The sequence below is a fragment of the Nocardia sienata NBRC 100364 genome, assembly GCF_001613205.1.
Taxonomy (GTDB): Bacteria; Actinomycetota; Actinomycetes; order Mycobacteriales; family Mycobacteriaceae; genus Nocardia; species Nocardia sienata.
In genome coordinates this window covers 25429-44866 of sequence record NZ_BDBX01000058.1, presented here as the reverse complement: position 1 = coordinate 44866, position 19438 = coordinate 25429, and the positions used below count along the sequence as shown (strand labels likewise).

The 19438-nt window shown below is 70.2% G+C and carries 16 protein-coding genes and 1 pseudogene; 7 read left to right on the top strand and 10 right to left on the bottom strand.

Annotation, left to right across the window (positions count from 1 at the left end; translation table 11 throughout):
- The 3 genes and pseudogenes from NS4_RS27270 to NS4_RS27260 all read right to left on the bottom strand — a co-directional run.
- Positions 1-205 (bottom strand): annotated as a pseudogene (locus tag NS4_RS27270) (DUF5685 family protein); the annotation flags it as partial.
- Between the two features lie 111 nt (positions 206-316).
- Positions 317-949: a TetR/AcrR family transcriptional regulator gene (locus NS4_RS27265; protein ID WP_063062356.1), complete on the bottom strand. Its 633-nt coding sequence runs from the start codon at positions 947-949 to the stop codon at positions 317-319.
- 159 nt (positions 950-1108) lie between these two features.
- Positions 1109-2278 carry a glycoside hydrolase family 3 N-terminal domain-containing protein gene (locus NS4_RS27260; RefSeq protein WP_157106279.1) on the bottom strand — a complete coding sequence of 390 codons (1170 nt, stop codon included), beginning with the start codon at positions 2276-2278 and terminating at the stop codon, positions 1109-1111.
- A 105-nt stretch (positions 2279-2383) separates the two neighbouring features.
- Between NS4_RS27260 and NS4_RS27255 the strand changes: the two genes are divergently transcribed.
- The 4 genes from NS4_RS27255 to NS4_RS27245 all read left to right on the top strand — a co-directional run bounded on the left by NS4_RS27255 (position 2384) and on the right by NS4_RS27245 (position 8709).
- Positions 2384-2896, top strand: a complete 513-nt coding sequence (locus NS4_RS27255; RefSeq protein WP_063062354.1) for a universal stress protein — start codon at positions 2384-2386, stop codon at positions 2894-2896.
- Positions 2897-2925: 29 nt separating this feature from the next.
- A complete protein-coding gene (locus tag NS4_RS27250) occupies positions 2926-4026 on the top strand; it encodes an isochorismate synthase (protein WP_063062361.1) in 1101 nt (366 codons plus the stop codon).
- Positions 4027-4189: 163 nt separating this feature from the next.
- Complete coding sequence (locus NS4_RS31760) at positions 4190-4360, top strand: DUF2613 domain-containing protein (protein WP_081877246.1); 171 nt, start codon at positions 4190-4192, stop codon at positions 4358-4360.
- Positions 4361-4428: 68 nt separating this feature from the next.
- The gene (locus tag NS4_RS27245; RefSeq protein ID WP_439955815.1) at positions 4429-8709 is read left to right on the top strand and encodes an alpha-(1->3)-arabinofuranosyltransferase; all 4281 of its coding nucleotides are present in this window, start codon (positions 4429-4431) and stop codon (positions 8707-8709) included.
- On the opposite strand, the gene NS4_RS27240 is transcribed toward NS4_RS27245, so the two are convergent.
- Positions 8666-9862, bottom strand: coding sequence for a polysaccharide biosynthesis protein (locus NS4_RS27240; RefSeq protein WP_245665772.1), 1197 nt, complete (start codon positions 9860-9862; stop codon positions 8666-8668). The genes NS4_RS27245 and NS4_RS27240 overlap by 44 nt on opposite strands.
- 137 nt (positions 9863-9999) lie before the next feature.
- On the opposite strand from NS4_RS27240, the gene NS4_RS27235 reads away from it, so the two are divergent.
- Complete coding sequence (locus NS4_RS27235) at positions 10000-11787, top strand: MmpA family trehalose lipid delivery protein (protein ID WP_174552141.1); 1788 nt, start codon at positions 10000-10002, stop codon at positions 11785-11787.
- A gap of 147 nt (positions 11788-11934) precedes the next feature.
- On the opposite strand, the gene NS4_RS27230 is transcribed toward NS4_RS27235, so the two are convergent.
- On the bottom strand, positions 11935-13143 hold the full coding sequence (locus tag NS4_RS27230) for a glycosyltransferase family 4 protein (protein ID WP_063062352.1): 1209 nt from the start codon (positions 13141-13143) through the stop codon (positions 11935-11937).
- Positions 13144-13390: 247 nt separating this feature from the next.
- Here NS4_RS27230 and NS4_RS27225 point away from each other — a divergent pair, with 247 nt between their 5' ends.
- Positions 13391-14191, top strand: a complete 801-nt coding sequence (locus NS4_RS27225; protein WP_063062358.1) for a class I SAM-dependent methyltransferase — start codon at positions 13391-13393, stop codon at positions 14189-14191.
- Positions 14192-14195: 4 nt separating this feature from the next.
- Here NS4_RS27225 and NS4_RS27220 read toward each other — a convergent pair whose 3' ends face one another.
- Both NS4_RS27220 and NS4_RS27215 read right to left on the bottom strand, forming a co-directional pair.
- Positions 14196-14510, bottom strand: coding sequence for a hypothetical protein (locus tag NS4_RS27220; RefSeq protein WP_063062351.1), 315 nt, complete (start codon positions 14508-14510; stop codon positions 14196-14198).
- Positions 14511-15044: 534 nt separating this feature from the next.
- Positions 15045-15593, bottom strand: coding sequence for a TetR/AcrR family transcriptional regulator (locus tag NS4_RS27215; RefSeq protein WP_084487777.1), 549 nt, complete (start codon positions 15591-15593; stop codon positions 15045-15047).
- Positions 15594-15691: 98 nt separating this feature from the next.
- On the opposite strand from NS4_RS27215, the gene NS4_RS27210 reads away from it, so the two are divergent.
- On the top strand, positions 15692-16603 hold the full coding sequence (locus NS4_RS27210) for an NmrA/HSCARG family protein (protein WP_169811823.1): 912 nt from the start codon (positions 15692-15694) through the stop codon (positions 16601-16603).
- Positions 16604-16700: 97 nt separating this feature from the next.
- Here NS4_RS27210 and NS4_RS33725 read toward each other — a convergent pair whose 3' ends face one another.
- The 3 genes from NS4_RS33725 to NS4_RS27200 all read right to left on the bottom strand — a co-directional run bounded on the left by NS4_RS33725 (position 16701) and on the right by NS4_RS27200 (position 19218).
- Positions 16701-16835, bottom strand: coding sequence for a hypothetical protein (locus NS4_RS33725; RefSeq protein WP_281219988.1), 135 nt, complete (start codon positions 16833-16835; stop codon positions 16701-16703).
- A 107-nt stretch (positions 16836-16942) separates the two neighbouring features.
- A complete protein-coding gene (locus NS4_RS27205; RefSeq protein WP_063062348.1) occupies positions 16943-17125 on the bottom strand; it encodes a hypothetical protein in 183 nt (60 codons plus the stop codon).
- A 260-nt stretch (positions 17126-17385) separates the two neighbouring features.
- Positions 17386-19218 carry a phosphoenolpyruvate carboxykinase (GTP) gene (locus NS4_RS27200; RefSeq protein WP_063062347.1) on the bottom strand — a complete coding sequence of 611 codons (1833 nt, stop codon included), beginning with the start codon at positions 19216-19218 and terminating at the stop codon, positions 17386-17388.
- Positions 19219-19438: the final 220 nt, after the last annotated feature.

Sequence of the window (19438 nt, the reverse complement as noted above, 5' to 3'; positions counted from 1 at the left end):
CGGTGCGGCGCGCGGCGGGCGCCGCGGCCTGGGCCTCGGTCAGCAGCGCGAGCACCACCGCGTCGGTATTGGTCGCACTCCGGGCCGACTGTCCGTGCCCGTCGCGTAGTCCCAGGCACAGCCCGCACATATGGGCTTGCCAGAGCTGCGGGTCCACCCCGTATCTCGCGGCGCCGTGCCGGCACGGCCGCAACATTCCGAACACTGTGCCCTCCCGGCCGGATGGCGTCCTCCGCGACATCCGTTGCGCGCATCGCAAATACGGAGCGCGGGGGCGTGACGCAACCGAGAAGCGCCGCCGAGTGGGCGATACGAACTATTCGGGCAACAGGCCCGTTTCCGCGGTGTCCGACCCGCCGGGTTTGCGGCCGGACAGACCGCGCCAGGCCAGCGCGTCGAGCAGATCCACGGCCTCGGCCACATCGATGCGGCCGTCTGCGACGGTATCGGCGATGGCCTCCCCCGCACCGATCACCGCCACGGCGACGATATCGAAGTTGGTCCCGGGTTCGGCGTGTTTGGCGCTGGACTCCAGCAGTTTGGCGGTCAGTTCGATGACCCGCTCCCGGGCGTTCTCGATCTCCGAGGCGAAGGCCTGCTGCCCGAGCGCCTGACGATAGAGGACCTGCCAGGAGTTGCGATGGGTATCGACGAAACCGAGAAAGCCCTCGAGTGCGGTACGCAATTGTTCGTGCGGGCTGAGCAGCGGGTTGCCGGCGGGGGCGACCGATTCGAGGAAGCGCAGGCCCTCGCGCTGGATGCAGGCGCGGAACAGTTCGTCCTTCGAGCCGTAGTAGAGATACAGCATCGGTTTGGAGATCTCGGCTTCGGCGGCGATGGCGTCCATGGAGGTTTCGTGGAAGCCCTTGCGCGAGAAGACCTCGACCGCGGCATCGAGCATCTGCTGCTCGCGCACCGCTCTCGGAAGCCTTTTCGTACCGCCCGCCATCACGTCTCCTACCGCAGTGAACCCATAATATTACTCCAAAGTAAGTTCCGCGGGCCGGGAACTACCGGCCGCGATACCCGCACGCCGGTGTTGTTCCGGTAGGCGGCCGAAAACCCGGCCCGTCATCCGGGGGCCGGACCGTGGCCCGGCCCCGGAGCGTCAGCAGGGGCGCGGGACCCGCTTGTAGTCGGCCATCCGCAGTACCGAGGCGTCCACTCGTTCCATCGGCAATCGGCCGGCCGCCACCGCCTGCTCCAGCTGATCGAGCACCTGTCCCACGGCATCGGTACTGATCCAGAGCGCATTGTCCGCGCCCGCCACGAGCGCGGCCTCCACCGCCTGCTCGATGGACAGCCGTTCGGTGATGGCCGCCATACCGCTGAGGTCGTCGGTGAAGATGACACCGTCGAACGGCGCCGCCCCGTACCCGGAACCCTCGCGCAGCAGAGTCATGACCTCCGGGCTGATGCTGGCCGGGACGCCCGGGGTGGTCAGCCCGGGCACGTCGAGATGACCGACCATCACCGCCGAACCCGAACCGATCAGCTCACGGAACGGCACCAGGTCGCTGGTACTCAGTTCCGACAGCGGCGGAACCTGAACGGCGCCGAGATGGGAATCGCCGGTACTGGACCCGTGGCCCGGGAAATGCTTGAGCACCGTCCCGACACCGACCTCGTGCATGGCCCGGATATAGGCGTCGGCGTATTCGGTGACCACGGCCGGGTCGTCGGAGAACGAGCGATCACCGATCACCGAATCGTCGGGCTGGGAGCTCACATCGATATCGGGGGCGAAATCCACCGTGATCCCCAGGTCCTGCATGGCCCGCGCACGGTCCAGTGTCGCGGTATAGAACTCGTCCGGTGTCATGGTCTGCGCGGTGACCCGGGCCGAGGGCGCGGTCCCGATGAGATTCCCGAGGCGCGACACCCGGCCGCCCTCCTCGTCGGTGGTCACCATGAGCGGCGTTTTCGCCGCGGCCGTCACCTGCTCGAGCCCCCCGTCGGTGAGCATCGACTGATCGGTCCAGCTGCCGACGAAGATCCCGCCGACCTGGTGGTCGCGCACCACGGCGAGCGCGTCGTCGGTACCGGTCACCCCCACGGTGAGCAACTGCGCGAGCTTCTCGCGGGTGCTGAACTGCGCCAGGTACCGGGCGGCGCAGTCGCCTCCGGTCGTGGTGGTGGGGCCGATCGCGGCCTCGGGACTCGTGCCCGCGCCCGGGGTCGCGGTGGTACCGGGACCGGAGTTGCCGCTCTCGGTACCGGAACAGCCGGCGAGGAGCGCGGCGAGCACCGCGAACAGGACCAACGGTATCTTCCGCATCATTCGACGGTAGCCCGCGCGCCACGACCGCGACACTTCGGATCGGCTTCCGGCCGGAGGTAATCTGGTAACACCGCTGAGGAGTCCGCCCCGGAGGTGGCCGTTATGCCCTGCGATCTGATGCTCATCGCCTACGACGGTTCCGAACACGCCAAACGCGCGATCGAATACGCCGGACGTTTCCTCGCCGCCGACCGCGCGGTGGTCCTGACCGCCTGGGAGCCGATGGTGCGCCAGGCCGCGCGGATCTCGGGGATCTCCGGGATGGTCCAACCGGAATGGGTGCCCGACGAGGAGCTCGAGGACATCGCCTACACCACCGCCCGCGAAATCAATGCCGAAGGCGTGCACCTGGCCGCACTGGCGGGGTTGAACGCCGAGGCGCGCACCCAGGAATACGCCGCCAGTGCCTGGCAGGCGGTCGTGGAGGTCGCCGACGAACTCGATGTCGACATCATCGTCGCGGGTACCCGGGGTGCGACCGGGCTGCGCGCGCTGGTGCGCAGCAGCGTGGCCGACGCCGTGCTCAAGCACTGCCACCGCCCTGTTTTCCTGGTTCCCCCGGTGCAGCCGGCCGGCTCGCGGAAAGCCGGACGCGTCGGCCACGCCGCGAAATAAGGGTGCCGCGGCGTGACTACGGTCGGATCATGACCGGGTTCCTACTGGCACGGCCCGACTCGGTGGTGCGCGGCACCGGCGTACGCACAGCGCACCGCGACCCCTGGCAGGCCGCGGCCGCCCTGCGCGAGGGCACCGCCGCGGCGATCGCCGGGGCACTACCGTTCGATCCACGACACCCGGCCGCCCTGGTCGAACCGGACGAACTGCTGCACACCGCCGGTCCGTGGCGCCCGGCCGCGCTTCCGGAGCTGCCGCGGGTGCAGGTGGTGGAACAGACGCCGAGCCCGGCCGAGCACCGCGCGCGGGTCGCGCGACTGGTGGAACTGCTGAACGAACCCGCCCCTCGCCTGCGCAAAGTGGTGGCGGCCCGCTCCGTCCTCGCCACCGCGGCAGCCGCACTGGACCCCGAGGTACTCGCCGCGTACCTGCTGGCCCGCAATCCGCGGGCGAACGTCTTCGCGGTCGATCTCACCCCCGCCGGGCGTACCGGCGCGACGATGATCGGCGCGAGCCCGGAACTGCTGATCCACCGCCGCGGCACGGCCGTCGAGCTGTACCCGCTGGCCGGGACACTGCCCCGGCTCCCACACCGGGTGGCCGATTCCGCTCAGGCCGATCGGCTGGCCGCGAGCAGCAAGAACCATGCCGAACACGCGTTCGTGGTCGACTGGATCACCGAACGACTGTCCCCGGTGTGCAGCGGTCTGTCGGTACCGGAGCGGCCGCAACTGGTCGCCACCCACGATGTGTGGCATCTGGGGACACCGATCCACGGCGTGCTGCGCACGCCGGCGCCCAGCGCGCTCGAACTGGCGCTGCTGCTGCACCCGACCCCGGCGGTCTGCGGCACCCCGACCGCCGACGCGCTCGAATACCTCACCGGCCACGAGGAGGATCGCGGGTTCTACGGGGGCGCGGTCGGCTGGTGCACCGCCGACGGCGACGGAACCTGGGTGGTCGCCATCCGGAGCGCGGAACTGGCCGCGGGTGGCCGCGAGTTGCGCGCCTACGCCGGCGGCGGCATCGTCGCGGCCTCCGAACCCGCCGCCGAACTCGCCGAGACCACCGCCAAACTGCGCACCCTGCTCGGCGCCCTCGACTGCGCGGTGGCACCCGAGGACGCATGACCCCCGGGGGTCCGGGGGCGATGCTCCGGCCCGGCGCGGACCGCGATCGGGCCCGGCCGGCGGTAACCGTTAGGGTGAAACGCCCGACGGTGCCTACCCGGACCCGGCCGGTCCTGCTAGGTTGGCCCAGATATATGCCTGCTTCGGAGTTTGGAGTGCTGCGATGAAGTTTGCTGTCCCCGGTGTCGCGAGTGCGGTCGGCGGCGCCCTGCTGGGTGCCATCGCGGTCTTCGCCATCACCGCCGCGCTGCAGCAGGACAGCCGGCCGGAAGTCGACCGCAGCGGTAACGCCGACAGCTCGCTGCTGAACAGCGTCGAATACGGCAAGCGCTGAGACCCGGCCCGATCTCGTCCCGTCCCCGCCGGAGCCTGTCGGCGGGGACGGCGAACATCTGACCCACGGTGCCCGTCCGGTCCGAACACGTCGAGCCCGCCGACGCGGCCCCTCGTCCCACCCTCGATGCGGCGCCCACCGATGAACTGGGCCGCCGCTGGTTTCTCGGCACCGCGTTCGCCGCGTTCCTGCTGACATTCCTGCAGGCCCCCGGTCTCACCGTCGCCGACACCAAATACGATCTCGCCGAGAATCCGCTCGGTTTCCTCGCCCGTGCCGCCCATCTGTGGAGCAGCCAGGCGCCGATGGGCCAGGTCCAGAACCAGGCCTACGGTTACTTCTTCCCGCACGGCGCGTTCTTCGCGCTCGGCGATGTACTGCACTTGCCTGCCTGGGTCACCCAGCGGATCTGGTGGGCGCTGCTGCTGCTCGCGGGTTTCTGGGGCGTTGTCAAACTCTGCGAAACGCTCGGGATCGGCAGCCGGGGGTCCCGGGTCGTCGCGGCCGCCGCCTACGCCCTGTCCCCCCGGGTGCTGACCACCGTCGGCTCGATCTCCTCGGAAACCCTGCCCATGATGCTGGCGCCGTGGGTCCTGCTCGCGCCCGCCGCGCTGGGCACCGCCTACCGCAGGCATCGGCGCGGCGGGGCGCGGTCGCCGGCCGGCAGTGCGATGGCGCTGGCGCTGATGGGAGCGGTGAACGCGGTCGCCACCGTGGCCGCCTTCCTGCCCGCGCTGCTGTGGTGGGCCAGTTTCCGGCCCAACCGCGCATGGTGGCGGTTCACCGTGAGCTGGGTACCGCTGCTCGTCCTGGCGGTGGCCTGGTGGGCGGTACCGCTACTGCTGCTGGGCCGGGTGAGCCCGCCGTTCCTCGACTACATCGAATCGTCCGGGGTCACCACCCAGTGGGCGTCACTGGGTGAGGTACTGCGCGGCACCGACAGCTGGACACCGTTCGTCTCCCCGGAGCGGATCGCGGGCGCGGTGCTGGTCACCCAGCCCGCCGCGGTGCTGGCCACCGGACTGATCGCCGCGGCCGGGATGGCCGGGCTGGCGCTGCGGTCGATGCCGGCCCGCGGCCGGCTGGTGCTGATCCTGTGCGTCGGGCTGACCGGTATCTGCGCGGGTTATGTGGGACAGCTGGGCGGGCCGTTCGCCGAACCCATCCGTGTCTTCCTCGACTCCGGCGGCGCACCGCTGCGCAATGTGCACAAACTCGAACCGCTCATCCGGCTGCCGCTGGTGCTGGGCATCGCCCAATTGCTGGCCCGGGTACCGCTACCGGCCTCGGTCCGGCCGGAGGTCTGGCGGGCGGCGTTCAGCAATCCGCACCGCGACCGCCGGGTCGCGGTCGCCATGCTGGTCCTCGCGGCGCTGGCACTGTCGAGTTCCCTCGCCTGGACCGGGAAACTCGCGCCGCGCGGTGCCTACGACGCGGTCTCCGCCTACTGGCAGCAGACCGCGGACTGGTTACGTGCCAATGCCGCCGACACCCGGGCGCTGGTGGTCCCCGGCGCGCCTTTCGGCAGTCAGGTGTGGGGCCTGACCCGGGACGAACCTCTCCAGGCGCTGGCGCAGTCCCCATGGGCGGTGCGGGACGCCGTCCCGCTGAATCCGCCCGGCACCATCCGGGCGATGGATTCGATACAGCGGCTGATCGCCGACGGGCGGCCGTCCGACGGTCTGGCCGCCGCGCTGCGCGGGCAGGGCATCGGGGTGCTGGTCCTGCGCAACGATCTCGACCCGGACACCTCCCGCTCCACCCGCCCGCTGCTGGCACACAGCGCGGTGGAGGGGTCACCGGGGCTGCACAAGGTCGCCGAATTCGGGAAGCCGGTGGAAAACGATTCAGGCCGCGACGATTTCGTGGTCGACGCGGATCTGCGGCCCGACTATCCCGCGGTGGAGATCTACCGGGTCGACGCCCCGGCCCCCGGCACCCCCGCCGAAGTACGCGGCGGAACCGGTGCGCCGGAGCACTTCCCCGGCGCGTACACCGTGCCGCTGGAATCGGTACCTGTGGTCCAAGGCGGGCCGGAGGTATTGGAAAGACTTCATCGCGACCCCGCGACCTCGCACGAGCCCACCCTGCTGGCCGCCGACGCCGCCGCCGCGGGCCTGCCGGTGGGCCCGGTGACGGTGACCGATACCCCGATGAACCGGGAAACCGACTTCGGCAGGGTCGACAACCACAACTCCGCGCTGCGCGCCCCCGGCGACGCGCGCCACACCCACAACCTGGTCCCCGACTACGCCGTTCCGGGCGCCGAACTGGTGCAGGGCGGCTGGACCGGGGCCACCATCACCGCGTCGAGCTCGGCGGCCGACGCGACGCAGATCGGGGGCGCCGCCCCCGGCAATTCGACCGCCGCCGCCGTGGACGGCGACCCGGCGACCGCCTGGATCAGCAATGCGGGCGAATACGCGCTGGGGCAGTGGATCCGGCTGGAACTCGACGAACCGTTCACCTCCGGTCTGCTGCGGTTCACCACCACCCCCGCCGCCATCGGCGATCCGGTGAAATGGGTGGAGGTGCGCACCAACAACGGCAGTGTCTCGGCCCGGATCAGCGAACCGGGCGAACCGGTTTCGGTCGCGCTGCCGGTGGGTTCCACCGAATGGGTGAAGATCACCGCCATCCGCACCGAACGCGGCAGCACCGGCGGCCAGTTCGGGATCAGCGAATTGGAGCTGGAGGACTACACCGTGCGCGATGCCGGCGTCCCGGTCGAGATCCGGCACCGGACCATCCTCCCACCGCCACCTCCGGGCGCTACAGTCACCGGATGGGATCTGGGCCAGGAATTCCCCGGGCGCAGTGCGTGTTTCGACAGCCCCGATCGCGTGCGCTGCGGTAAGGGCCTGGCGCTGGCGCCCGAGGAGCTCGGCCCGTTCGGCCGGACGCTCTCCGTCCCGGCGCCGGTCACCGTAGAGCCGCGGCTCATGGTCCGCCCGCGGCAGGGTCCGGTCCTGGAGGCGCTGTTGACCGACCCGGCGCGCCCCGTGGCCCGCGGCGCCTCCGATGTGGGTGATCTACGCGGTTCCGCGTTCGCCGCCACCGACGGGGATCCCCGCACCAGCTGGACCGCGCCGGAGGACACCGTCCGCGACACCCTGGGACCCAAACCCGCGCTGACGATCGAACTTCCGGAACCGACCCTGGTGACCGGCCTGGAACTGACGCCTTCGCTGGGCGGCCTGCCCGCCGCGCCCACCTCGGTCACGGTGAATCTGGGCGACGGCCCGCAGGTCCGGGAGATCGCCGAACCCGACGAGGCCTCCCGGATCGACCTGCATCCCACGGTCACCGACCGGATCGAATTGAGCGTCCGCAGCTGGGAATCCGTGCTGGACCGGACGGCGCTCGGCTATCACCAGGCCCAGCCGCCCGGTCTCGCCGAGATCGAGGTACTGGGCCCGCAGTATCCGCCGCCTGCCCCCGCGGACCGGCCCGTGACCGTCGGTTGCGACGCGGGCCCGACCATCGCGGTGGGAGGCCGCCTGGTCCACACCAGCGTCACGGCCACCGTGGGCGAACTGCGTGCCGGTGACCCCGTTCCCGCTCAGGTATGCCCCGACGCGCCGCAGGACGCGGGCGCATTCCCGGCCACCGCACCCGGTGTCGTACAACCGGTCTCGCTGCCCGCGGGGGATGTCGAGGTACTGGTCGCGCCGACGGAACTGTTCTTCGTCGACCGGCTGCGCCTGGTGAACACCCAGCCCACCGCCCCCGCCCCGAGCACCGGTACCCGCCTGCTGACCCTGCCGCTGAGTACCAATACCGGCTGGTCTGCCCATACCGCCGACGGCCGTGAACTGCAGCCGATCGTGGTCGACGGCTGGCAGCAGGGCTGGGTGCTGCCCGCCGATACCACCGGCCCGGTGACCGTCTCCTTCCCGATCGACAGCTGGTACCGGCTCGCCCTGTTCCTCGGCCTCCTGCTGCTGATCCCCCTGATCGCCCTCGCCGTACCGCGCGGCCCCCGCACGGATCCGGTGGCGGCGGCGCCGGGCGCGTGGTCGCCGCGGATACCCGCCGCGCTCGCCCTGATCGCCGCGGCGACACTGATCGCCGGGGTGACGGGCACGGTACTCACCGTCGCGGGCCTGGCGGCCGTGCGATTCGTGCCCCGGCTGCCGCGCCGCGCCCTCGCCGCGGTCGCCGGAGCGGGTACGGCGGTCTCGGCCGCCGCGCTGTCCACCGGCCCGTGGCGGATGCCCGGCGGTTATATGGGTGACTCGCTGTGGGTCCAGTTCCCGGCCCTCGTCGCGGTGGTCGCGGTCGGGCTGGCGGCGCTGCCCCGGCTCAGGCGGGAGCCGGAACCCGGCGACCCGCCGCTGTCCGGATGACCAGTACCGCGACGACTGTCGTGGTCACGGTGGCCACCGAAGCGACCGTGACGATCAGTCCGGTGACACTGCTCGCCAGGGTGAGTACGAGCACCACCTCGACTACCAGACCCGCCCACGCGATCCCCGCCAGCGCCGTCCGCTGCACCGCGATGGCCGACAGCAACGCCCCCTGCAGTACCGCCAGAATCGCCCCGTGCAGCGCGAACAACCACAGCAGGCCCTCGATCGGCGCGTAGTCCTGTCCCGCGAAAACCGGCGCCAGCGGGGCGGCCAGCGCCGCGCCCAGCACAGCGACCACCCCGATGCCGGAGAGTACGGCCAGCGCCGATCGCACGGCCGACCTGGACGAAGCAGGTTGCGCCATCCGCGGATACAGCACCACCCCGACCGCCTGCGGTAACCAGAACGCGACCTTGGTGGCGATCGTGCCCAGCGCGTAGCGGCTGGCATCGGGTTCGTCCAGCACCATGCGGACCACGATGAGATCAGCGGAGGACAACGCCATCAGGGCCGCCTGCACCTGCGCGGCCTGCAGAACCGCGAACACCCCGGCGAACCCACCCGCCACCCCGGGCGTCGCGCCGGGGACCGCGGTGCGACCGTCCAACGGTTCGCCTCCCGGCACCCCCCGCCGACCGCCGCCCGCCACCACCCGGGCATATACCGCGGCGGCGGCGATTCCGCCGGCGGCCGCCCACAGCGCCGGGGTCGCGCCACCGCCGCAGGCGAGCACCACCAGCGCCGGGACAACCTTGGCGATACCGGTGACACCGAGCACCACCGCCAGACCGCGGAACCGGCGCGACCCCTGCAACACCCCCTGGTCTCCGGCCAGCACGACCAGCGCGGGCGCCGATCCCAGCGCGGCCGCCGATGCCGCGATACCGACCTCCAGCAGCGCACTCACCACCGGAACCAGTACCACGACCGCCACGGCCACCAGCAGCGCGCACCGCCGGCGCAGCGCCCGCAGCGCGGCGATATCGGCACCGTGCACGAGCTCGCGTGCCACCACGTTCTGCAGGGCCAGCGCGGGTACCGCGCACAGCAGCTGCACGGCGAGCAGGCTGGCGAACTCGCTGTACCCGGCCACACCGAGCCAGCGTCCGGCCAGCAGTTGCAGTAGATAGCTCGCGATATTCGCGGTCATCGCCCCCGCGGTCACCAGGGTCATGTCCGCCACGGCGGGGAGACGGCGAACGCACTGCACGTGCGCAAGTGTCCCACCCGGCCCGGTGTACATACCGGTCCGCCCCGCCGCGGCCGGCGAACGTAGGGTGACTGGCCGTGAGTGCGCAACGAACAGGCCGGTGGACGCGTCTGCTCCCGGCCGGTTACAGCCTGCTGCTCACCCTGCTGATCACCGCGCCCCTGCTGCGCCCCGGATACCTGCTGCTCCGGGACGCCGTGAGCACGCCGCGCTCCTATCCCACCGACGCGGCGCTGGGCCTCGACGACGCGGCCCCGCGGGCGGTACCCCAGGACGCTCTGCTCGCCGCACTGTCTCCGCTGATCGACGGCGGATTGCTGGTGAAGGCCGTCCTGCTCGCCGCGCTCTGGGCCGCCGGGTACGGCGCCGCGGTGCTCGTCCGGGAGTTGCTCGGTGCCCCGCTCGCCGCGCAGCTGGTGGCGACCACACTCGTCGTCTGGAACCCCTATATCGCCGAGCGGCTCCTCCAGGGGCACTGGAGCCTGCTCACGGGGTATGCCGCGCTGCCCTGGACGGTCCTGGCCGCACTACGGCTGCGCACCGCCGCGGGCCGGACCCGGCCCGATCGGATGCGGGACTGGTCGGTACTGGCCGGCTGCCTCGCGGCGGCGGGCCTGACCCCCACCGGCGCCCTGCTCGCCACCGTGGTCGCGGTGAGCGTGGCCGGATGGCGCCGCGCGCCCGGGGTGGCAGCTCTCGCGGTCCTGGCCTGCGCCCCGTGGCTGGTGGCCACCGCCGTCTCCGGGGTCGCGGCCGAACCCTCCGATCCCGCGGGCGTCACCGCTTTCGCCGCGCGCGCGGAACCCTGGCTCGCCACGGTGGGCAGCCTGGCCGGACTGGGCGGTATCTGGAACGCCGAGGCGGTACCGGTATCGCGGACGACTCCGCTGGCCGCCGTCGCGACGATCCTGCTGCTCGCGGTGGTCCTGCTCGGGTTCCGGCGGGCCGCGGCGGCCGACACGGACCCCGACCGCACCCGGACCCGCCGCATCCTGCCGGCCCTGGCCGTCGTGGCCGTGCTGGTCCCGGCGCTCGCGGCCACCCCCGCGGGGCTCACGGTGATGGAATGGCTGGTCGTCGAAGTACCCGGCGCGGGGCTGCTGCGCGACACCCAGAAGTATGTGGCGCTGGCCGCCCCCGGCTACGCGCTGTGCGCGGCCGCCGCGTGCCTGGGCTCCGGGCGCGGCGCGAAGGCGGGCACCCCGGGCGACGAGCAGAGTGATCTCGCCGATGACCACGGTGACCCGGTCCGCTGGTCGCCGGGTCTGGCCGCGCTGTTCATCGGGATGCTGACCCTGCCGCTGATCGACCTGGGCTGGGGTGTCGGCGGGCAGCTGCGGGCGATCGAGTATCCGGCCTCCTGGCACGAGATCGCCGAGCGCGTCGACGGACCCGGCGATATCGCCGTACTGCCGGGCGGTATGTTCCGTCGTTTCCCCTACACCGGATCGGCCCCGGTTCTGGACCCGGCGCCGCGGCTACTGCCCCGCGATGTCCTGCAGACCGGCGCGCTGCCTGTTCGCGGCGCGACGGTCACCGGCGAGGGCGCCCGGGCGCAGACCGTGGAGAACCTGCTGCTCGACGGCGGGCCGGCGGACGAACTGGCACAGCTCGGCGTCGGCTGGGTGCTGGTCGAACGAGACACCCCCGGTCCGCGCGGAAACTCCGCGGCGACGCTGGCCCTGCTGGCACCGGTTCACAGCACCGGCGATCTGGACCTGTACCGGGTCCCGGATGTCAGGCCGCGGCCCGTACCCGAACACCGATCGCTCATGGTGGCCGCGCACATCCTGTGGGTGCTGCTGCTGGTGGCGCCGCTCGCCGTCCGGGCCTCCGGCTTCGCAGTACGCAAAGTCAGGAACTGAGTTCCACTCGCCGCTGCGGTAACCCCACTTTTCCCGGGTGCGCCCGTATGAGCGCCGGAGCGCGGAAAGCCCGACGCGCTCGTACGTCGAGGCCCGAAACGAGATTCCTGTGCCCGTAGGCGTCAGGGCGCCGCGAACGGCGTACCCTCAGGCGCCGGCCGGAAGTTCGGCGCGTGTCTCGGCAGCCACGTCTTCCCCTGGTGAGATCAGTCCACTGACCCGCTGCCCCGCCGCGGCGGCCGCCAATACCCGGTGCACCCCCGAGGCGGTGTGCTCCCAGGAGAACTCGCGCGCCCGGGCCCGGGCCTTCTCGCCCATGATCGTGCGCGCGGCCGCGTCGTCCAGGAGTTCACCGACCGTGACGGCCAGTTGATCGGCGTCGTCGGCCAGTACCCCGGTCACGCCGTCGACGATGGAATCGGTGAGACCGCGCGACGAGCGGTAGCCGACGGTGGGCACACCGTGCTGGGCTGCCTCGATGACCGCCAGCCCCCAGCCCTCCTTGCGGGAGGGCAGGACGTGCACCCAGGCGCGGGAGAGCAGCTCGTGTTTACGGCCCTCGTCGACGTGGCCGTGGAAGGTCACCGCGTCGGCGATACCGAGGGCGGCGGCCTGATCCCGCAGTTTGTCCGCCCACCAGCCGCCGCCGATCACATCCAGCCGCACGTCGGGAATCCGGGACCGCAACCGGGCGACAGCGGTGAGCGCGTCCTCGATCTGCTTGTGCGGGACGAGCCGCGACAGCACCACCACGCGGGGTTCCGGCGAGCGGACGACCGCGCTGCCCGTCGGCACATGCGCGGGGACCGGTTCCGCGCCGTTGCGGACCACCGCGATCCGGGATCGGTCGACGCCGAGCGTCGCCAGTTCCTCGGCCGAGGGCAGGGAAACGGTGAGGTACTGATCGGCGCGGTGTACCCGGGGCGAGAGCACCGATTCGATCCACCAGCCGATCCGGCCGACGAGGGCACCGGCCACCGGCCACTGCTCCCGGTGGCCGTGATGGACCAGCACCACCGAGGGCACACCCGAGACCAGCCGGGCGAAGAAAGGGATGCCGTTCTGGGTGTCGATCACGGCCTCGGGACGGATACCGCGCAGCGGGCCGATACCCCACCGGCCGAGCGCGATGGCGGCCAGCGCGCGCGGATACACCGAGAACCGGCCTCCGCCCCGGCTGATCTCGATACCGTCGATCCGCTCCCGCTTCGGCGCACCCCGGTAGCGGGCGGTACGCAGAGTCACCTTCACCCCGCGGGCGGCGAGATGCGCGCCGACCTGTTCCAGGTACCGCTCGCTACCGCCGCCCTGTGGATGACCGGTATCACGCCAGCAGAGCAGGAGTACTTCGCGCACGTGAGGGTTCTCCGGTGGGCTCGGGTCCCGCGCACGGGACATGGGCATCGCGGTACACCTTAGCGCTCGAGCACGTCCGGCAAGTCGCCCACCTGCGTGTCCATTCGGTATCGAAGATCGCGTAGCGGGATTCACCGGCTGCGAAATCTGTCATCTTTCACAATATGGGAAACTCGGCATCGTGCTCGACGCCGAGGAATCAGCTGTGGACCGGATATCGCCCGAGACGGGCGGCGACGCCGATACCCTGCCCCGGCCCGGTTCCGCCGGCTCCCCGGCCCGGTCGGTGCCGAAGCGTTTCCGCTTCGCGCGCCGCGCCTCGGTGCGCCGGTCGCTGCGCCTGCTGCACAGTTTCCGTTTCGAACAGACCGATCCCGCGCGCTTCTACGGCGGTATCGCCACCGACAGCGCCCATCTGCTCGCCGATTTCTACGCCGATCTCACCGGCCGCGATCTCGCCGGGGCCACCGTCCTCGATGTCGGTGGCGGCCCCGGCTACTTCGCCGACGAGTTCGCCCGAGCCGGTGCCCGCTATATCCCGGTGGAACCGGATCCCTCGGAAATGCACGCCGCCGGTATCTCGGTACCCGCCGCCGTGCGCGGCTCCGGGATGGCGCTGCCGTTCCGGGACGACGCGGTCGACATCTGTTTTTCGTCCAATGTCGCCGAGCACGTGCCGGATCCGTGGCGGATGGCCGACGAAATGGTGCGGGTGACCCGGCCCGGCGGCATGATCGTGCTGTCCTACACGGTGTGGCTCGGTCCGTTCGGCGGCCACGAGACCGGCCCCTGGCATTATCTCGGCGGGGAGTACGCCGCCCGCCGGTACCGGCGCCGGCACGGTAAGGAGCCGAAGAACCGCTTCGGCACCTCGCTGTTCGCGGTCCGGGCGGCCGACGGTGTGCGCTGGTCGCAGCGCACACCTGCGCACGTCTTCGCGCTGTTCCCCCGTTACCACCCGCGCTGGGCGTGGTGGCTGGTGCGAGTGCCCGGTATCCGGGAGTTACTGGTCAGCAATCTCGTGGTCGTCGCGAGCAAACCCGGCTGAGGGATCAAAGCGCCACTTGCGCACGGCTGCGGCCGATCCGGCCGCGCCAGCCGCTGCGCACCACCGGCTCGGATCTGGTCCAGGGTGATTCCTGAATGGCCAGGCCGACTGTTTCGAGAGTGGTGAGCCCCACGAGATCGGCCAGCCCACCGACCACGGCCACGGCCTCGGCGGCCTGCATGGCCGCCATCGCCTGCTCCGTGGTCAGGGTACGCCCCGGTAGGAAGGACACGACCCAGCCGCCGCTGCCAACGCTTTTCGCTTGATGGTCGGTCTGGTCGCTTGTCATCAACGCCCGGCCGATCACTTGCACCGCCATGAACGCCTCTCCCAATCGCGGGTATTCGGTTCGATGAATGGAGCGAGCTGATATCTGGCTAACAGCATGCGCCTTTCAGCAACAAAACGCAATAGTGCGTTCGATGAAACACGAACCGGGAGGTCGGATTTCGAGGCTCGACTACCTGCGACAATGCTCTGACCATGACCCATTCCCCTGACCCGGATCACCAGTTCTCTTCGCGCGCAGCGCCCCCCGTGGAAATCGAAAGTTTGCCACAGCACCCGGTTCGGGGTGCCGGTAAGAATCGTGTCACCTGGGGCATGACGCGGTTACAGGCATGTTCCAGGCGCGTGGGGCCGTACCGCTGATGATGCGGTGGATGGTGGAGCGGCCGACGCTGTATTCCTCGGCGAGGTCGGCCAGGTCGCGTCGTCGTGGTAGCGGCGATAAATCGTTCGGCCACGCCGTTCGTTCGTGGGGTGATGCCCGCGGATTCCAATGGTGGTCGGGATGTTTCAGCGGAATCGGCGCCCCAGTTGGTCATTGATGACTTTCAACCAAGTGAGGCGGTCAGGTGAAGATGGATGCGGATATCAGATCGGCCAGGCGGCCCGGTGGCGCGTCGTGATCTCGCGCTTCGGCGGTGGCGGCGGCCGCAAGCATGGAGATGACATCCGCGGTGGTCAGGTTTTCGCGGAGTCGGCCGGCGTCGCGTGCTCGGTCGACGAGTTCGCCGAGGGTGGCGAGGTAGCGCTGTCCGACGTCAGGGTCGATGTCGAGGCGCTGACCGGTGGTGACGAGTTCGCACAGGGCGACGTTCTCGCGTACCTGCTGCACCGCCAAGCGCCAGAACTCGACGATTCGCGTGCCCGGCGGGTCGTCGGGCAGGTCCGGCACGAGGTCGAGGAGCTCGGTGAGCCGGGCGGAGATGACAGCCGCGTAGAGGGCCTCCTTCGTGGGGAAGTGCCGGTAGACGGTTCCGGCGCCGACGCCCGCTCGAGCGGCGATGTCCAGCAGGCCCGCGCTCTTGCCCTCTTCGGCGAAGACCTGTTCAGCGACGTCGAGCACGCGCTGGCGGTTGCGCTGGGCGTCGGCCCGCGGAGCTCTCCTCGAAGACATCGCACATCCCTCTTGTAAGCGGGTTCCGGATTCCGTATCGTCTCTTTCCGGGTTTACCAACCCGGATAATATCGCCTACGACGCTCAGGAGTGGCGACGTGTCTGAATTGATCACGGTGTTTGCGGCATCAGGTCGCCAAGGTTGCGCCGCGGTGCACGCCCTGCTCGCGGCCGGGTGTCCAGTACGCGCGGTGGTGCGGGACCCGAGCAGGGACGCCGCTCGGCGTCTCGCCGACAGGGGCGCAGAGGTCGTCCCGGGGTCGCTCGACGACATGGATGCCGTCGGCGAGGCGTTGCGCGGGGCCGCCGGTCTGTTCCTCTACCAGCCCGGCTTCATATCGCCGCGAGCGACTCCGGACATCGGTCCCGACGATGAGCTGCGTCGCGGGCGAGCGATCATCGACGCGGCCGTGCAGGCTGGGGTCGGGCACATCGTCTACTCCTCCGCGCTGAGCGCCGACCGGCCCGACACGAGCCCGCTGCTGCGTCCCAAGACCCAGCTCGAGGAGTACCTGCGCAGTACACACGTACCCGCCACCATCCTGCGCCCGGTCGGGTTCATGGAGAACTATCTCGGTGCCTTCCGCGGGCTCCGCCCCGACGGCGTGCTCGCCTCCACGACCCCGCCGGACGTGGTCGAACAGCTCGTCGCGGTCGCCGATATCGGCTCGTTCGCCGCGCGCGCACTCACCGAGCCGGCCGACTGGATGGGCCGTGAGATGGACATCGCCGGGGACGAACTGACTACGCCTCAGATCGCGGCCTCCATCGCGGCCGCCACAGGCCGGGCAGTGCGATATCAGCAGATCTCGTTGGACGAGATCCGGGCACAGAACCCGCAGCGGGCAGCCGCGCTTGCCGGCATGTACGACGACGTCGATCGGCCGGCGGCCGACCTGCGGAATTGCCGTGCCGCCAACCCCGACCTCATCGGTTTCGATACTTGGCTCGGCACACCCGGTGTGACCGAAGCGCTGAGCACCTACCTGTCCGCCGCCAAGCCGGCCTGACGGATGAGCATGGCCAGTCCGCCACTGCATAGCGAAAGACGAACAGGTCGCGCCGCACTGCGTATGCAACCAGCAGGCCGCGATGGGGCTGAGCTGATCAGCCGCCACTGAGGGTGAGCCGGCTGTTCATGTCCAGCTCGACCTCCAGCTCATCCTGGTCCAGCTCCCTTATCACGCGTGGCAGAGCTACTCCGACATCGACCAGCGCCGGGCCGGTTGTACCAGGTGACACGATCCTTACCGGCACCCCGCTTTCGCGGCACTGAAACACCGGTCGCGCGCGAGGACACTCGAGCCGGCCGATCTCGGCCGCATCGGACGGGAAATTCGTACAGCAAACTAATCGGTGGCCGGAACCGCCCGGACAACGGGTTCGTCGCCCTGGGCCGGGTCGCCGGACGCCACCACGTCGACCCGCCACCCGTCCGGGAGAACCGCACGCAACCGCCCCGCCTCCCGGCGCAGCGGTGTACTGACCGGCACACCGTCGGAGGCTTCCGGGGTCATGAGCTTCTCGGCCATGTTTCCAACCACCTCTCGGGGGTGATCGGCTCGGCCACGGATAACGACGGCGGGAGCCGATCGGGCGAATCGGGACGTCCAATCGGAAGTGCGTGGTCTGAGATCCAGGACACATCCAGAATAAGGCACCAGGAGGCCGGATCCGGCACCGCCGGGTACACCCGCGAGACAACGCGACCCGCGACGAACCGATGTTCGCCGCGGGTCGCGGAGAGGAATAGCTATGGGTCACCCGAGCCGAGCCCGGACGACCACCCTGCTCACTGCACGCGCTGTTTGAGCGCCTCGAACTCGTCGCGCACGCCGGAGGGCAGCTTGTCGCCGACGAACTCGAACCACTCTTCGATGAGCGGGATCTCGGCCCGCCATTCGTCCACGTTCACCGCGAGCGCCGCGTCGACATCGGCGGCTTCCACATCCAGGCCGGCCAGATCCAGCTGCGCGGCGGTCGGCACCTGACCGATCGCGGTGCTCTCGGCCTCGGCCGAACCCTCGATGCGGCCGACGATCCACTCCAGCACCCGGGAGTTCTCACCGAAGCCCGGCCACAGGAAGCGGCCGTCGTCACCACGCCGGAACCAGTTCACGTAGAAGATCTTGGGCAGCTTGGCCGCGTCGGCGTTCTTGCCGAGATTGATCCAGTGCCCCAGGTAGTCGCCCACGTGGTAGCCGAGGAACGGCAACATCGCCATCGGGTCGCGGCGCACGGTACCGACCTTGCCCTCGGCGGCCGCGGTCTGCTCCGAGGAGAGCGTGGCGCCCATGAACACACCGTGCTGCCAGTCGAAGGATTCGGTCACCAGCGGCACCGTGGTCTTGCGGCGACCGCCGAACAGGATCGCCGAGATCGGCACCCCCTGCGGGTCGTCCCATTCGGGCGCCAGGGTCGGGCACTGCGACATGGGGGTGCAGTACCGGGAGTTGGGATGCGCGGCCAGCGTCTCGGTCTCCCGCAGGTACCAGTCGTTGCCCTTCCAGTCGATCAGATGATCGGGCTCGCCCTCGAGGCCCTCCCACCACACATCGTTGTCGTCGGTGCGCGCGACATTGGTGTAGACGGTGTTGCCCGCCTCCAGCGTCTCCATCGCGTTGGGATTGGACGAACGGTTGGTGCCGGGGGCGACACCGAAGAAACCGAACTCGGGGTTCACCGCGTAGAGGCGGCCGTCCTTACCGAACCGCATCCAGGCGATATCGTCGCCCAGGGTCTCCGCGCGCCAGCCCGGCACGGTCGGCTGGATCATGGCGAGGTTGGTCTTACCGCAGGCGCTCGGGAAGGCCGCCGCGATGTAGTAGGCCTTGTTCTCCGGGGAGATCAGTTTGAGGATGAGCATGTGCTCGGCCAGCCAGCCCTCGTCGTGGGCCATGGCCGAGGCGATCCGCAGCGAGTAGCACTTCTTGCCCAGCAGCGCGTTGCCGCCGTAGCCGGAGCCGTAGCTCCAGATCTCGCGGTCCTCCGGGAAGTGCGTGATGTATTTCGTGTCGTTGCACGGCCACGGGACATCGGCCTGGCCCTCGGCCAGCGGCGCGCCCACCGAATGCAGCGCTTTCACGAAGGGCCGATCCGTACCCAGCAGCTCCAGCGCGGCCCGGCCCATCCGGGTCATCACCCGCATGGACACCACGACGTACTCCGAATCGGTGATCTCGACACCCAGCTTGGGGTCCTCGGCACCGAGCGGGCCCATGCAGAACGGCACCACGTACATGGTGCGGCCCTTCATCGAGCCCCGGTAGAGCTCGGTCATGGTGGCCCGCATCTCCGCGGGGTCGACCCAGTTGTTGGTCGGCCCGGCGTCCTCGGCGGTCTTCGAACAGATGAAGGTGCGCGATTCGACGCGGGCCACGTCGGAAGGATCGGATAAAGCCAGGAACGAGTTCGGTTTCTTCTTCTCGTCGAGCTTGCGGAAGGTTCCCGCCTCGACGAGCTGTGTGGTGAGCCGATCCCATTCGGCGTCGGAACCGTCCGCCCAGACGACTCGATCCGGCTGAGTCAGTTCGGCGACCTCCTGAACCCAGGCGAGCAGTTCGCTGTGTTCGGTCGGCGCGGTGCCGTCGGATCCACGAAGACCGGGAATGGTCGCTGAGGTCATGAAAACTCTCCTGAAATGGGCGGCGAAGAATGCTTCCGCCCTGGCCCTTGGGCCCGTGACCAGCGCGAAAACACCTAGCGCCACCATTGGCGGGTGAGGCTTCCGCAACGGTCCACCCTGTGCACCGCCGGATCGAGGCAGTGTACTAAGGCGCGAAGCGGACGCCCAGGTTCCTGTCTAGAGGTTAACGCGGTATTGCGCCCCCTATGGAAGCGGGTTG